General features: G+C 67.9%; 9 protein-coding genes. 5 read left to right on the top strand and 4 right to left on the bottom strand.

From position 1 onward, the window contains the following. Positions 1 to 11: 11 nt before the first annotated feature. Entirely contained in the window at positions 12 to 1,535 is a 1,524-nt protein-coding gene (locus tag ACSVDD_RS00045; RefSeq protein ID WP_448187236.1) for a TRAP transporter large permease, read from the top strand. A 167-nt stretch (positions 1,536 to 1,702) separates the two neighbouring features. Here the strand turns inward: ACSVDD_RS00045 and ACSVDD_RS00040 are convergent, their stop codons facing one another. The 4 genes from ACSVDD_RS00040 to ACSVDD_RS00025 form a co-directional block, all read right to left on the bottom strand. Then, complete coding sequence (locus tag ACSVDD_RS00040) at positions 1,703 to 2,812, bottom strand: TRAP transporter substrate-binding protein (protein ID WP_448187235.1); 1,110 nt, start codon at positions 2,810 to 2,812, stop codon at positions 1,703 to 1,705. Positions 2,813 to 3,000: 188 nt separating this feature from the next. Continuing rightward, entirely contained in the window at positions 3,001 to 5,265 is a 2,265-nt protein-coding gene (gene parC, locus ACSVDD_RS00035; RefSeq protein ID WP_448187234.1) for a DNA topoisomerase IV subunit A, read from the bottom strand. A 51-nt stretch (positions 5,266 to 5,316) separates the two neighbouring features. Continuing rightward, positions 5,317 to 6,039, bottom strand: a complete 723-nt coding sequence (gene recO / locus ACSVDD_RS00030) for a DNA repair protein RecO (protein ID WP_448188487.1) — start codon at positions 6,037 to 6,039, stop codon at positions 5,317 to 5,319. Positions 6,040 to 6,101: 62 nt separating this feature from the next. Then, positions 6,102 to 7,757: a PQQ-dependent sugar dehydrogenase gene (locus ACSVDD_RS00025; protein ID WP_448187233.1), complete on the bottom strand. Its 1,656-nt coding sequence runs from the start codon at positions 7,755 to 7,757 to the stop codon at positions 6,102 to 6,104. Between the two features lie 232 nt (positions 7,758 to 7,989). Between ACSVDD_RS00025 and ACSVDD_RS00020 the strand changes: the two genes are divergently transcribed. The 4 genes from ACSVDD_RS00020 to ACSVDD_RS00005 all read left to right on the top strand — a co-directional run bounded on the left by ACSVDD_RS00020 (position 7,990) and on the right by ACSVDD_RS00005 (position 14,033). Next, positions 7,990 to 10,473, top strand: coding sequence for a sensor domain-containing protein (locus ACSVDD_RS00020; RefSeq protein WP_448187232.1), 2,484 nt, complete (start codon positions 7,990 to 7,992; stop codon positions 10,471 to 10,473). A gap of 29 nt (positions 10,474 to 10,502) precedes the next feature. Further along, positions 10,503 to 11,081 carry a hypothetical protein gene (locus ACSVDD_RS00015; RefSeq protein ID WP_448187231.1) on the top strand — a complete coding sequence of 193 codons (579 nt, stop codon included), beginning with the start codon at positions 10,503 to 10,505 and terminating at the stop codon, positions 11,079 to 11,081. A 293-nt stretch (positions 11,082 to 11,374) separates the two neighbouring features. Beyond that, positions 11,375 to 13,279, top strand: coding sequence for an alpha-amylase family glycosyl hydrolase (locus ACSVDD_RS00010; RefSeq protein WP_448187230.1), 1,905 nt, complete (start codon positions 11,375 to 11,377; stop codon positions 13,277 to 13,279). 43 nt (positions 13,280 to 13,322) lie between these two features. Beyond that, positions 13,323 to 14,033 (top strand): DUF2270 domain-containing protein, encoded by a 711-nt coding sequence (locus tag ACSVDD_RS00005; protein WP_448187229.1) that lies wholly within the window; start codon positions 13,323 to 13,325, stop codon positions 14,031 to 14,033. Positions 14,034 to 14,237: the final 204 nt, after the last annotated feature.

Raw genomic sequence — 14,237 nt, 5'->3', positions numbered from 1 at the left:
GAATCACCGCAATGACCGCTTTTCTGATCGACAACATGGCGCCCCTGATGTTCGGGGCGCTGGTGATTTTCCTGCTGCTCGGTTTCCCCGTCGCCTTCGCGCTGGCCGCCAATGGCCTCGCCTTCGGCATGCTGGGCATCAAGCTGGGGCTGCTGACGCCGGCCCTGTTCCAGGCGCTGCCCGAGCGCGTGTTCGGCATCATGCAGAACGACACGCTGCTCGCCATCCCGTTCTTCACCTTCATGGGCCTTATCCTCGAACGGTCGGGCATGGCCGAGGATCTGCTGGACACCATCGGCCAGCTGTTCGGGCCGATCCGCGGCGGCCTCGCCTACGCGGTGATCTTCGTGGGCGCCCTGCTGGCCGCCACCACCGGCGTGGTGGCCGCGTCGGTGATCTCCATGGGCCTGATCTCGCTGCCGATCATGCTGCGCTACGGCTACGACCGGCGGCTGGCGTCGGGCGTCATCGCGGCGTCGGGTACCTTGGCGCAGATCATCCCGCCATCGCTGGTGCTGATCATCCTCGCCGACCAGCTCGGCCGCTCGGTGGGCGACATGTACGCCGGCGCCATGGCGCCGGGTCTGGTGCTGACTGCCTTGTACGCCGGCTACATCCTCATCGTCAGCATCGTCAACCCGAAGGCCGCCCCGGCGCTGCCGCCGGAAGCGCGCACGCTGCGCGGCATGAAGCTGCTAATCCGGGTGATCGTCTCGCTGGTGCCGCCGCTGGTGCTGATCTTCCTGGTGCTGGGCACGATCTTCCTCGGCGTTGCCACGCCGACCGAGGGCGGCGCCATGGGAGCGGCCGGCGCGCTGCTGCTGGCGTTGGCCAAGCACAAGCTGTCCTGGTCGCTGATGCGTCAGGCCATGGACACGACGGCCAAGCTGTCGTCCTTCGTGGTGTTCATCCTGATCGGTTCGACGGTGTTCGGCCTGGTGTTCCGCGGCGTCAACGGCGACCTGTGGGTCGAGCATCTGCTGGTCGGCCTGCCGGGCGGCGCCTTGGGCTTCCTGGTCGTCACCAACCTGCTGGTCTTCGTGCTGGCGTTCTTCCTCGATTTCTTCGAGTTGGCGTTCATCATCGTGCCGCTGCTGGGTCCGGTGGCGGAGAAGCTGGGCATCGACCTGATCTGGTTCGGCGTGCTGCTGGGCGTGAACATGCAGACCTCGTTCATGCACCCGCCGTTCGGCTTCGCGCTGTTCTACCTGCGCTCGGTGGCGCCGCGGATGGACTACATCGACAAGGTCACCGGCAAGCTGACCGAAAAGATCACCACCGGGCAGATCTACCGGGGAGCGATCCCGTTCGTCGGCATCCAGATCATCATGGTGGGCATCGTCATTGTCTTCCCCGGCTTGATCGAGATGGGCCTGGACCGCGGGACGAAGGTGGACACCAACAGCATCCAGATCGAGATCCCGACCATGGACTTCGGCGCCCCGCCGACCTATCCGGGCCAGGAACCACAGCCCGGCGCCGAGAACCCCGGCAGCAACGACGACCTGATGAAGGCGTTGCAGCAGAAGCAGTGACTTTTACAAACCCTCCCCTGGCTCCGCCGGGGGAGGGTGGGGGCAACGCCCTCCCAAGAATCCACGCCTCAAAAGAAAAAGCCCCGCGAGAGCGGGGCTTTTCAATCTCCGTGCGAAGCCGTAGCCCCACCCTCCCCCAGCCCTGCTGGGGGAGGGCTTGGGTTGTCTTACGACTTCTTCCCCGGAACCGGGCTGTTGTAGACGAAGCTGTCGAAGCTGTACTCGGCGACGCGGAACCACAGATACTCCTCGTCACGGAACTTGCGCCACGCCTCGTAGACTTTCTTGAAGTTGGCGTTGTTCTTCGCTTCCTCGTCGTAGGTGTCGAAGGCCGCCTGATAGCAGGCCTGCATCACCTCACGCGGGAACGGCCGGAGCTGCGTGCCGCCACCGACGAGGCGCTTCAAGGCGTCCATGTTCTGCACGTCGTACTTGCCGAGCATGGAGATGGTGGCGGCGGCGCACGCGTCCTCGAGGATCGCCTTGTACGCCTTCGGCAGCGCCTCGAATTCGGCGCTGTTGACCATCAGCGACACCTGCGGGCCGCCTTCCCACCAGCCGGGGTAGTAGTAGTACTTGGCGACCTTGGCGAAGCCGAGCTTTTCGTCGTCGTACGGGCCGACGAACTCGGCCGCGTCGATGGTGCCCTTCTCCAGCGCCGGGTAGATGTCGCCGCCGCCGAGCTGCTGCGGCACCACGCCAAGCCGCGAGAGGACCTTGCCGGCGTAGCCACCGATGCGGAACTTCAGACCCTTCAGGTCCTCCGGCGTCTTGATCTCCTTGCGGAACCAGCCGCCCATCTGGGTGCCGGTGTTGCCGGCCGGGAACTGCACGATGTTGTAGGCCTTGAACACCTCGCGCATGATCTCGAGCCCGCCGCCATGCGACATCCACGCCATCTGCTGGCGGGCGTTCAGGCCGAACGGCATGGCGGAATCGAAGCCCAGCGTCGGGTCCTTGCCGACGTAGTAGTAGGAAACCGTGTGGCCGCACTGCACCGTACCGTTCTGCACCGCGTCGAGCACCTGGAGGGCCGGCACGATCTCGCCCGCCCCGAAGGTGCGGATCTGGAACTTGCCGTCGGTGGCGTCGGAGACGCGCCGGGCGACCTCTTCGGCGGCGCCGTAGATGGTGTCGAGGCTCTTGGGGAAGCTGGAGGCGCAACGCCACTTCACCTCGGGCATCGACTGCGCGATGGCCGGGGCGGCGATGGTGGCGGTGGTGGCCGCCGCGGCGGCACCGACGCCGGCCGTGGTGAGGAATTGACGACGCTTCATCGAGGAGTGTCTCCCTGGTTCGTCCCGGTGGCAGGTACCCCGGTATTCTTTTGATGGTGGTAGTATGCCGGAACCCGATGGCTGGCATCAAGCCGAAGCATGGCTCGGTATTACCATTGTCCATGCCTCCAAAGAAAAAGCCCCACTCCGGATGTGCCGAAGCGGGGCTTTTTGTGCAACGCCGAAGCTTACGAGAACCGGTTGTTCTTCGGGAAGCCGTTGGGCGGGAACTTGCCGACGCCCGCCCGGTGGCCAAGCCACGGGCGCATGTCGGTCTCGACGCGCATCCGCTCGCCCAAGCTCCAGGACAGGCCGTCCGCCCCCTTGTAGGTCTTCAGGTCGGACAGGCTGCCGTCCTTGTACTTCTGCAACTGCATGCCCTTGCCGCGGGCCATCACCATCACCTCTTCCAGCGGGAAGACCAGCAGCTTGCGGTTGTTGCCGATCACCGCCACGTGGTCGTGGTCGGAATCGACGAAGGCGCAGATGCGCGCCGCCTTGCCGTTCTCCAGGGTCAGCACCTGCCGGCCGGAACGGGTTTGGGCGATGACCTCGTTCTCCTCGACCTGGAAGCCGCGGCCATCCTCCGAGGCGACGATCAGGCGGCGGCCGGGCTGGTGCTTGAACAGCGCCACGATCTCCGCGTCGTTGCCGAGGTCGATCATCAGGCGCACCGGCTCGCCGAAGCCGCGGCCGCGCGGCAGCTTGTCGGCGCCCAGCGTGAAGAACTTGCCGTTGGAGCCGAACACCAACAGCTTGTCCGTCGTCTCGCAGTGAATGGCGAACCGGTGTCCGTCGCCCTCCTTGTATTTGAGGTCGGCGATCTCGCCGTCGCCGATGTGGCCGCGCACCGCGCGAATCCAGCCCTTATCCGAGCACAGCACGGTCAGCGGCTCGCGCTCGATGGTGGCTTCCAGCGGGATGTCGATGACCAGCGGCGCGTCGGCGATGTCGGTGCGGCGGTCATCGCCGAAGCGCTTGCGCGTGTCCTCCAGTTCCTTCGCCAGCCGCTTCCAGCGCAGTCCCTCGTCGCCCAGCAGCTCGACGATGCCCGCCTTCTCGGCCGACAGCGCGTCGTGCTCCTTGCGGATCTCCATCTCCTCCAGCTTGCGCAAGTTGCGCAGGCGCATGTCGAGGATGGCGTTCGCCTGCACCTCGGTCAGTTCGAAGGTGCGCATCAGAACGGCCTTCGGCTCGTCCTCCTCGCGGATGATGCGGATCACCTCGTCGAGGTTCAGGTAGGCGATCAGATAGCCACCCAGCACCTCCAGCCGGTGGTCGATCTTCGCCAGCCGATGGCGCGAGCGGCGCACCAGCACCTCGTGCCGGTGCTCCAGGAAGGCGTCCAGCACCTCCAGCAGGTTCATGACGCGCGGGACGTTGTCCTTGTCCAGCACGTTCATGTTCATGGCAAAGCGGATTTCCAGGTCGGTGGCCTGGAACAGCGAGGCCATCAGCACCTCGGGGTCCACGTTGCGGCTCTTCGGGATCAGCACGAGGCGGATGTCCTCGGCCGATTCGTCGCGCACATCCTCCAGCAGGACCAGTTTGCGGTTGGTCAGCAGCTCGGCGATCTTCTCGACCAGCCGCGCCTTCTGCACCTGATAGGGGATCTCGGTGACGACGATCTGCCAGGTGCCCTGCCCCAGCGCCTCCTTGTGCCACTTGGCGCGCAGGCGGAACGAGCCGCGGCCGGTGCGGTAGGTCTCGACAACCGTGGCCCGCGGCTCGACCAGCACGCCCCCCGTGGGGAAGTCCGGCCCGGACATCAGCGACACCAGATCCTCGATGCGCGGCGGCGGCGGCAATTCCTTGCCCGCCTGGACCGCCTTCACGCAATCCTGCCGGTGCTTGAGCACGAGGCGCAGCGCCGAGCAGATCTCGCCGACATTGTGCGGCGGAATGTTGGTCGCCATGCCCACGGCGATGCCGCTGGACCCGTTGGCGAGCAGGTTGGGGAAGTTCGACGGCAGCACCGCCGGCTCTTCGCCGTCGCCGTCGTAGGTGGCGCGGAAGTCGACCGCGTCCTCGTCGATGCCCTCCAGCAGCGCCTTGGCGACGTCGGTCAGCCGCGCTTCGGTGTATCGCATGGCGGCGGCGTTATCGCCGTCGATGTTGCCGAAGTTGCCCTGTCCGTCGATCAGCCGGTAGCGCACCGCGAAGTCCTGCGCCAAGCGGACCAGCGCGTCGTACACCGCCGTGTCGCCGTGCGGGTGGTACTTACCGATGACGTCGCCGACCACGCGCGCCGACTTCTTGGGCGGCGTCTCGGGGTTCAGGCGCAGCTCGTTCATGGCGTACATCAGCCGCCGGTGCACGGGCTTCAGCCCGTCGCGCACGTCCGGCAGCGACCGCGCCATGATCGTGGAGAGCGCATAGCTCAGGTAACGCTCGCTGAGCGCTTGCTCGAGCGGCTTGTCGATGATGTCGGATGCAGGCACTGGGGTCTTCATGCCGGCAACCTAACCAGATTTGGGGAGAAAATCCAGCGGGATATGTTCTTGTTACGTTCTAATCAGCCGCTCCACCAGCCGCCCCCGCGCCGGCGGCAGCGGGCCGTTGAGCACGTGGCGCTCCAGGAAGTGCCCGGTCAGGCGCAGGCCCATGGCCGCCTCCTGCGCGCCGCCCAACCCACGCCCAATCAGGAAGCCCGGCAGCGGCAGCAGCCGGTCGCGGAACGGCTCGGCCGCCGACACCGACACCGCCCGCCCGGTGCGCGGGCTGACGAACGCCAGATAGTCGTTGGTCCCGGCGATGTCGCCCTTCACCGCGCAACGCTCCAGGTCCAGCCCGAAGCCCAGTTCGGCCAGCAGTCCGACCTCCCAGCGCACATAGGCCTCGGCCCAGGCCGGAGCCGTGTCCAGCACCTCCAGCAGCGCGTTCAGGCCGTCGTAGAGCGCGGGGTGCGGCTCGCGCTCGGGCAGCGCCGCCTCGACCAGGGCGCAGGCCGCGGTCAGCGCCGCCAGCCGCGGCGGGTCGTCGAGCAGCCCGGCGGCGTAGCCCCGCATCGGTTCCAGCGTGTAGTTGCCGAGGTGCTCGGCCAGCCGGCCGCGCCAGCGCACGGCGACGACGCTGCCCGGCTCGGTGTAGCCGCGCTGCCGGCTGGACCGGCCGCCCATGACGAGGCCGGCGTGGCGCCCGTGCTCGCGCGCCAGCAGAGTCACCACCGCCGCGGTCTCGCCGTGCGGGCGGCTCGACAGCACGATGCCCTGATCGGTCCATTCCATGAACATGATCTAGCAATCCGCGCACCGAACCGCCACTGGGGAACCGCCACCGGACTTCGCGCTCAGGTCACGAACCAGTCGGCGCCGACCTGCTCCGGCCGGACGCCGCGCAGCAGCACGGAGTCCGTGTCCGAGAAGGCGACCACCGCTTCGCCGCCCCGTGCCGTGACCGTCCAGCCCATGCCGGCCGGCAGGGCGAGACGGTCTCCCGCCGCGAAATCGAAGTCGGCGATCACGTCCTGCCCGCTGCCGAGCGCGAAGGCGAACAGGTCCGCCCCGCCGCCGCCGGTCATCGTGTCGTTGCCGGAGTCGCCGGACAGGCGGTCGTTTCCGTCGTCGCCGAACAGCGCATCGTCGCCCACGCCGCCGAACAGCACGTCATCATCACGGCCACCGAACAGCGTGTCAGCCCCCCTGTTGCCCAGCAACACGTCGTTGCCCGTGTTGCCGAGCAGCACATCGGCGCCGTTCCCCCCGGTCAGCGTATCGTTGCCGGCGCCGCCGATCACCGTGTCGTTGCGGTCGTTTCCGGTGAGCGGATCGTCGCCGGCCCCGCCGGCCAGCGCCGCGTAGCGCACGTCATAGATGGTGCCGCCGATGTCGTCGCCGACCAGCAGCGAGCCGTCGCTTGCCACCGCCACCGTGGTCGGTCGGCCGAAGACCGTCGGCGTCGGCTCCTCGGCGAGGACGAAGCCGGTCATGAACGCGTCGTAGCCGTTCACCGGCACGCCGTCGCGCACATCCACATGGGCCACCATGAAGCCGTGCGGCTCCGACGAGTTCCACGAGCCGCGCAGCGCGACGAAGGCGTCGCCCGCATACTCGGCGGGGAACTGGTGGCCGGTGTAGAAGGTGTAGCCGATGGGCGTCGAGTGCGCCTTGAACAGCACGTCCGGCGTCAACGTCCGCGCCACCAGATCCGGCGCCCGCTCCGCCAAGCCCGGCTGCGGGTGCGGCCCGATGTAGGAGTACGGCCAGCCGTAGAACCCGCCGTCCTGGATCCGCGTCAGAAAGTCCGGCACAAGGTTGTCGCCCATGCCGTCGCGCTCGACCACCGCGGCGGTGAGCTGGCCGGTGCTCGGCTCGATCTCCAGACCGGCGGGGTTGCGCGTGCCGGTCGCGACGATTCGCGGGGTGCCGCCATCGACGCCCACTTGCAGGATGCTGGCGCGCGGCGCCGGCTCGACCCCCAGATTGCCCTCCGACCCGACGCCGACGAACAGCGACCGCCCGTCCTGGCTCAGCGCCAGCGAATGCAGCCCGTGCCCGGTGCCGCTGCCGAGCGCCCCCGCCGGCGTCAACTGCACGGCGGCCCCGCGCGCCGTCGTGTCGCCCGGCGCGTAGGGAACCCGCCACACCGCGTTCACGTCGGCGACGTACAGCCCGTCCGCCCCGACGGCCATGCCGTGCGGGCTTTTGAAGCCGCCGATCAGCGTGTTTCGGGTGTCGGCCCGGCCGTCGCCGTTCACGTCGCGCAGCACCGTGATGTCGCCGCTGCCCGGCCGCGACAGCAGCACGTCGCCGTTCGGCGCCACCTCGATCCAGCGCGCCTCATTGAGGCCCTCGGCGAACACCGACACCTCGAATCCAAGCGGCACCTTGGGCAGCACACCGGCCGGCCGAGCCGTGCCGACCGAGCTGTTGCTCACCGACGTTCCCGTCTGCGGCGCCGGCAGGTTGAGCGGGTCGACAAGGAACCGATCACCGGGATTGTCCATCCTGCCCGCCTCTTCGCCTGTTCCCCCGTCACGAAAAACACCGCCGGCCCGGCGCCGGTTGCGCGGCGGGAGGCACGCAGGCGGGCTAACCCCCCTTCCCCGGCCAGACACCCCGATGGGTAAGATTCACAATCGGACGTGCCGATCGCCGGCCGAGTTCAATACGGTTGCATTTCGTCGCAATTTAAGCGGCAATGGGCCATCGCCGTGTGCGCGGAAGCCGTGAGGGGTTTTGACCAGTCCCGCCGACCGATATCTGCTCGCCGAAAAGGCAGGCACCGAAGGTGTGTGGGATTGGGACCTGCGCGCCGGAACGCTCTATTTATCGCCGCGTTTCAAGGAATTCCTGGGTTTGCCGGCGGGCGACGCGCTCGGCCGGCCCGAGGATTGGCTGGACCGCGTCCACCCCGAAGACGTCGATTGGCTGCACGCCTCGTTCGAGGCGCAGCAGGGCGGAGTCTCCCTGCCCTTCCAGATCGAACACCGCGTGCGCGCCGCGACGGGCACGGAGTGGCGCTGGCTGGTGTGCCGCGGCGTCGCGGTGTGCGACGAATCGCAGCAGCCCGTGCGCCTCGTCGGCTCGGTCAGCGACATCACCGAACGCAAACTCGCCGAACAGCAGCTCCGCCGCAGCGAGGAGCGCTACGCGCTGGCCGCCGCCGCCAGCAACGACGGCCTGTACGACTGGGATCTGGCGACCAACCGCGTCTACTACGCGCCGCGCTGGAAATCGCTGCTGGGCTTCGACGAGCACGCCATCGGCGACAGCCCGGACGAGTGGCTGGGCCGCGTCCCGGACGAGGACCGGATCTGGCTGACGGCGGCGCTGGACGGCGCCGGGGAGGACGGCCGGCCCTTCCAGATCGAGTACCGGATCCTGGACGCCGCCGGCAAAATGCGCTGGATGTCGTGCCGCGGCGTCGCCGTGAAGGACGCCGCCGGCACGCCCCTGCGCATCGTCGGTAGCCAGGCCGACGTCACCGACCGCAAGCTGGCCGAGCAGCAACTGCGCCGGAGCGAGGAGCGCTACGCGCTGGCCGCCAAGGGCGCCAACGACGGTCTGTGGGACTGCCTGCTCGACGACGACGAGGTGTACTACTCGCCGCGCTGGAAGAGCATGCTGGGCTACGCCGAGGACGAGATCGGCACCTCCATCAACGAGTGGTTCAAGCGCGTCCACCCGGAGGATTTCTCCGGCCTGGAAGCGGCGCTGGAGCTGCACCTGTCCGGCGAGCGCGACAACATCCAGCACGAATTCCGCATGCACGCCGCCGACGGGTCGGAGCTGTGGATGCTGGTGCGCGGCATCGCCGTGCGCGACGATTCCGGCCGGGCCGTCCGCATCGCCGGCTCGATGACCGACATCACGGCGCGCAAGACGGCCGAGCAGCAACTGCTGTTCGACGCCTTCCACGACGGCATGACCGGGCTGCCCAACCGCACGCTGCTGCTCGACCGCATCGGGCTGGCGCTCGACCACAACCGGCGCGGCGGCGGGGAGCATTTCTCGGTGCTGCTGATCGACCTCGACCGCTTCAAGTCGATCAACGACACCAAGGGCGCGGAGGTCGGCGACCAGATCCTGCGCACCATGGCCGGCCGGCTGGAGTCGACGCGGCGCATGGGCGACACGCTGGCCCGCCTGTCGGCCGACGAGTTCGCGCTGCTGCTGAACAACATCGACGACGTCGGCGACGCGGTGAGCGCCGCCGAGCGCGTCGCCGAGACGGTGCGCCAGCCCGTGCACCTGGACGACCACGACGTGGTGCTGACCGCCTCCATCGGCGTGGCGCTGAGCGCCACCGGCTACGACCGGCCGGAGGACGTGCTGCGCGACGCCAGCCTCGCCGTGTACCGTGCCAAGCAGGGCGGCCGCAACCGGGTGGACGTGTTCGACGGCACGCTGCGCCGGCAGGCGATGACGATGATGCGCACCGAGGCCGACCTGCGCACGGCGATGGAGCAGGGCCAGCTCTGCCTGTTCTACCAGCCCATCGTCAGCGTGATAAACGGCCGCATCGCCGGTTTCGAGGCGCTGATGCGCTGGCGCCACCCGAAGCGCGGCCTGGTCTCGCCCCTGGAGTTCATCCCGCTGGCCGAGGAGTGCGGGCTGATCGTGCCGATGGGCCGCTGGGCGTTGCAGGAGGCGACGCGGCAGATTGCCGCGTGGCAGGCGCGTTTCCCGCGGCCAAAGCCGCTGTTCATGAGCGTCAACGTGTCCTCGCAGCAGTTCCGCGACGACGATCTGCTGGGCTTGGTCGGCGAAGTTCTGGCCGAGAGCGGCATCCCGCCCTCGTCGCTGAAGCTGGAGATCACCGAGAGCCTGCTGATGCAGGACCCGGAGAAGTGCCGCGCGCTGATGCAGGCGATTCGCGACATGGACGTGCGGCTGAGCATCGACGATTTCGGCACGGGGTACTCGTCGCTGGCCTATCTGCACAAGTTCCCGGCCGACACGCTGAAGATCGACCGCACCTTCGTCTCGGCGATTTCCAAGGGCGAGAGCAGCGCCGCGATTGTCCAGGTCATCACCACGCTGGCGACGATCCTCAACATGGAGGTGGTCGCCGAAGGCGTGGAGGAGGAGACCGAAGCCGACTTCCTGCGGGACATCGTCTGCACGTATGGGCAGGGCTTTTTCTGGGCTCGGCCCGCGCCGGCGGCGGATGTGGAAAAGCTGCTGGTGGCGGAGGAAGTGGAGGCGGGGACGGTGTAGGTGCGGTTTCCAGAACCTTGATCTGCGACATGGTCAGGGTGCTCTTGATACCGCGCCGACCGTCAACAGCCATTTTCTGTAACGCTTATTCTGCACAGGCAGGCCGTTTTGGCGCCTACCAGAGCGCGAAAAACTGGCGCATCATGAGGGTGAGCCAACGCGAGACAGCGTGCAGCACGATGCAGGACAATCCCCTCGCACGGCCGCGACGATGGCCGCGCCCTCTTACCTATACCATTCGCGGAATGGTCATTGTAACGCTTGCTGTGGTCGCCTTGCTGATCATAGCAGGCATTGCCATAATGTTGCTGGAAACACCCCGCCCTCCCCTTGCGGACAATCTTCCAACAAACGTCGCAATGGCAAAACAGGAATTTGCGCGACGTGTAGAATACAGATTTCCGATTGGATCTAACGAAAACGAACTTATCAAGGAGTTATCCAAACAGGGATTTCACCCATCGTGGAGAAGAAAGGACGACGACAATATGGCCACCGTAGAACGCGGCGGCTTGCCATGCAACGAATCCTGGATGGTGACTTGGCGCTCCGATCAAGCAGGCAAGATTGTCAAAATTAACGGTAATTTTCGGTTGACGTGCCTGTAACGGATTTTCTGGAAAGTAGTGACGTGTCATACGGCCGGCGCATGGATGCTTCCATGATCGGCCGGCCGTATCACCCTCCCGCACATTGCTGCGCAATGTACTGCCGGGTTGAACCAAAGGCGCTTGATGGAAGACATCAAACGCCTTTGGTATCAGGCGTCCTGCCACCTTCACCATGCGCTTCGGGAGTCGGGTTGCGGCTGTGGCGCGCATCGCGGCGGCCCATTTTAGTAGGCTTTCATTAACCATAATCTCCGACCGTGCCAGTCCCGATCCACAGCAGACTGCCGGTCATGACCTTCCCCATCCCTGCGCTCATCCTCGCCCTCCTCCTCACCGCGGCACCGGCGCACGCCGCGTCGCTAGCGCTGAAGGGCGACGGCGGCGATGCCTGGAGCTTTGCCAGGATGGTGGAGGGGACCGCCGAGCCGGACGCCTGCGACGAGGTGCTGGTCGAAGCGCCCGGCGGCGTGGTGGCGGCGGAGCGCGTGGGCGAGCGGTTCTTCGCCACCGTCCATCTGCACGACGGCAGCAACGAGGTGCGGGCGGTCTGCCGTTGGGAGGGCGCCGAGTGGGAGTCCGCGGCGCAGCGATGGACCGTGCGGGTGGCGGATGCGCCCAAGGCCTGGGTGCGCACCACGGTGACCGACGCCGGCCTCGTGCTGGATTCCGGGCGCAGCGAGACCGCCCCTTCCCGCCCCGCCCCCATCGCCCGTGTTCGCTGGAGCGCCAAGCCCGGCAACCCCGCACCGCTGTTCGCCAAGGACGGCACGCCGGTGGACGGCAGCGGCGCCGGGCGGCTCGCGGTGCGGATTCCGGCGGTGGACGGCACCTACCGCGTCGGGCTGACGGTCACCGACGCGCTCGGCCGCGAGGACACCGCCGCCGGCCTGTTCCGGGTCGAGCACGGCAAGCCGGTCGCCGCCGATCCACAGCGCACGGTGCCGGAGTGGATGGACGACGCGGTGGTGTACGGCGTGGTGCCCTGGCTGTTCGGGCCGCGCGGGCTGGCGGACGTCACGGCGCGGCTGGACGCCATCGCCGCGCTGGGCGTCACCGCGCTGTGGCTGTCGCCGATCACCGGCGCGCCGGGCGAGGACTTCGGCTACGCGGTCACCGATCATTTCGGCGTGCGCGCCCGCATCGGCAGCGAGGCCGACCTCAAGGATCTCGTCGCCGCGGCGCACGCCCGTGGCTTGCGCGTGCTGATGGACATGGTGCCCAACCATCTGGCCGAGCAGCACCCCTACTACGCCGACGCGGCGGCGCGCGGGGAGGAGTCGCCCTATTACGGGTTCTTCGACCGCGGCGACGGCGGCGCCGTCACCCATTACTTCGACTGGACGAACCTCAAGAACCTCAACTACGACGCCGCGGATGTGCAGCGCTACATGACCGAGGCGTTCGTGCACTGGGTGAGCGCGGTGGGGATCGACGGGTTCCGCGTGGACGCCAGCTGGGCGGTGCGCGAGCGCGCCCCCGAGTTCTGGCCGCGCCTGCGCGAGGAACTGACACGCCTCAACCCGGACGTACTGCTGCTGGCCGAAGCCTCGGCGCGCGACCCGTGGTACAATGCGCACGGCTTCGACGCCGCCTATGATTGGACGGACACGCTCGGCGAGTGGGCGTGGCACGACGCCTTCGACGACCCGGCGCAGACCGCCGGCCGGCTGCGCGCCGCGTTGGCGGCCTGGGACGGGCAGACGCCGGTGTTCCGTTTCCTCAACAACAACGACACCGGGGCGCGCTTCGTCACCCGGCATGGCGTGGAGCGGGCGCGGCTCGCCGCGACGCTGCTGCTGACGCTGCCCGGCCTACCCTGCGTCTATGCCGGCGACGAGGTCGGGGCGGAGTACGAGCCCTATGGCAGCCCGCGCCCCCTGGCCTGGGACGACCCGCACGGGCTGACCGCGCACTACACGCGGCTGATCGCGTTGCGCCGAGGCAGCGTTGCGCTGCGAGGCCGGGACTTCCGCCTGGTGGCGACCGACCATGACGACCGGGTCCTCGCTTATCGGCGCGGTGGCGTGCTGGTGGCGCTGAACTTTTCCGACGCGGCGGTCGAGGTCACGGTCCCGGCGTGGGGCCGCGTCGCCCTGCCGCCCCTCGGCGCCCGCATCCTCCAGCCCGGCAGGACCGGTTTCACGATTGCCATGGGGCCGGCGCAACCAACTCTCTTAGAGAGAGCCGAACCGTGAGAGACGCAGCGTCCGCGGCCGGCCAGCAGGAGGAACGCCAGCCATGGACGAAGCCCGCGCACCGCTTACGCCACCAGCCCTGAGCCCGGCGGACATCAGCGCGCTCGCGCACCTCTACCGGGGCGAATTGTACCGCAGCACGGTGTGGCGCACGCGGCTCGACGCCACCACCAACTGGGCGGTGGTCACCACCGGCATCGCGCTGTCGCTGGCCTATTCCAGCGCCGACGCCTCACCGTTGCCGCTGGTGCTGGTCGGGCTGCTGGTGGCGGTGTTCCTTACCATCGAGGCGCGGCGCTACCGCTTCTTCGATTTCTGGCGGATTCGCGCCCACATCCTGGAGGTGCACTTCTTCGGCCCGATCCTGCGCGGTCACGGCGTGCGCACCGACAATGGCTGGAACGAGGTGCTGTACCAGGACTACCGCGCCCCCAATCTGCACATCACCTTCGCGGAGGCCGTCGGCCGGCGCCTGCGCCACAACTACGGCTGGATCTTCGGCATCCAGGTGGTGGCCTACGTCGGCAAGCTGTTCATTCACCCGACACCGCTCACCACGCTGGATGAACTGTGGGCGCGGGCGACCATCGGGCCGCTGCCGGGGCAACTGGTGATCCTCGCCGGGTTGGTGTTCCACGCGACGTGGATAGTCATCGCGTTCCGCACCTATCACAGCCGCCGTGGCGCCGACCGCGTGCGGCCGCCACGGCCGCCGCGGGATTCGGTGTTGGATCTGGCAAGGGGGGCGTCGTGAACCCAACGCGTCATGCCCGTGCTCGACACGGGCATCCACCGCAGCCGGCGCTGGCATGCGGGAGCGGGGATGGCCGGGTCAAGCCCACGGCTGTCCGGTTAAGTTTTGTGGACGAGGCGCAGGGCATTGATTCTACTCGTGTCCAGACGTTGGCGCGTCTCCCGGACACGAAAACGGAGTCAACACCGTGCGTCACCACAATAG

Source organism: Azospirillum terrae (genome assembly GCF_053470425.1).
Note: the sequence above shows the minus strand (reverse complement) of the source record. Positions and strands in the feature narration are given on the sequence as shown.

Excerpts from the sequence above, each read along its gene's own strand:
- ACSVDD_RS00045 (WP_448187236.1), top strand. The coding sequence starts at position 12 with ATGACCGCTTTTCTGATCGACAACATGGCGCCCCTGATGTTCGGGGCG.
- ACSVDD_RS00040 (WP_448187235.1), bottom strand. The coding sequence starts at position 2,812 with ATGAAGCGTCGTCAATTCCTCACCACGGCCGGCGTCGGTGCCGCCGCG.
- parC (WP_448187234.1), bottom strand. The coding sequence starts at position 5,265 with ATGAAGACCCCAGTGCCTGCATCCGACATCATCGACAAGCCGCTCGAG.
- recO (WP_448188487.1), bottom strand. The coding sequence starts at position 6,039 with ATGGAATGGACCGATCAGGGCATCGTGCTGTCGAGCCGCCCGCACGGC.
- ACSVDD_RS00025 (WP_448187233.1), bottom strand. The coding sequence starts at position 7,757 with ATGGACAATCCCGGTGATCGGTTCCTTGTCGACCCGCTCAACCTGCCG.
- ACSVDD_RS00015 (WP_448187231.1), top strand. The coding sequence starts at position 10,503 with ATGGTCAGGGTGCTCTTGATACCGCGCCGACCGTCAACAGCCATTTTC.
- ACSVDD_RS00010 (WP_448187230.1), top strand. The coding sequence starts at position 11,375 with ATGACCTTCCCCATCCCTGCGCTCATCCTCGCCCTCCTCCTCACCGCG.
- ACSVDD_RS00005 (WP_448187229.1), top strand. The coding sequence starts at position 13,323 with ATGGACGAAGCCCGCGCACCGCTTACGCCACCAGCCCTGAGCCCGGCG.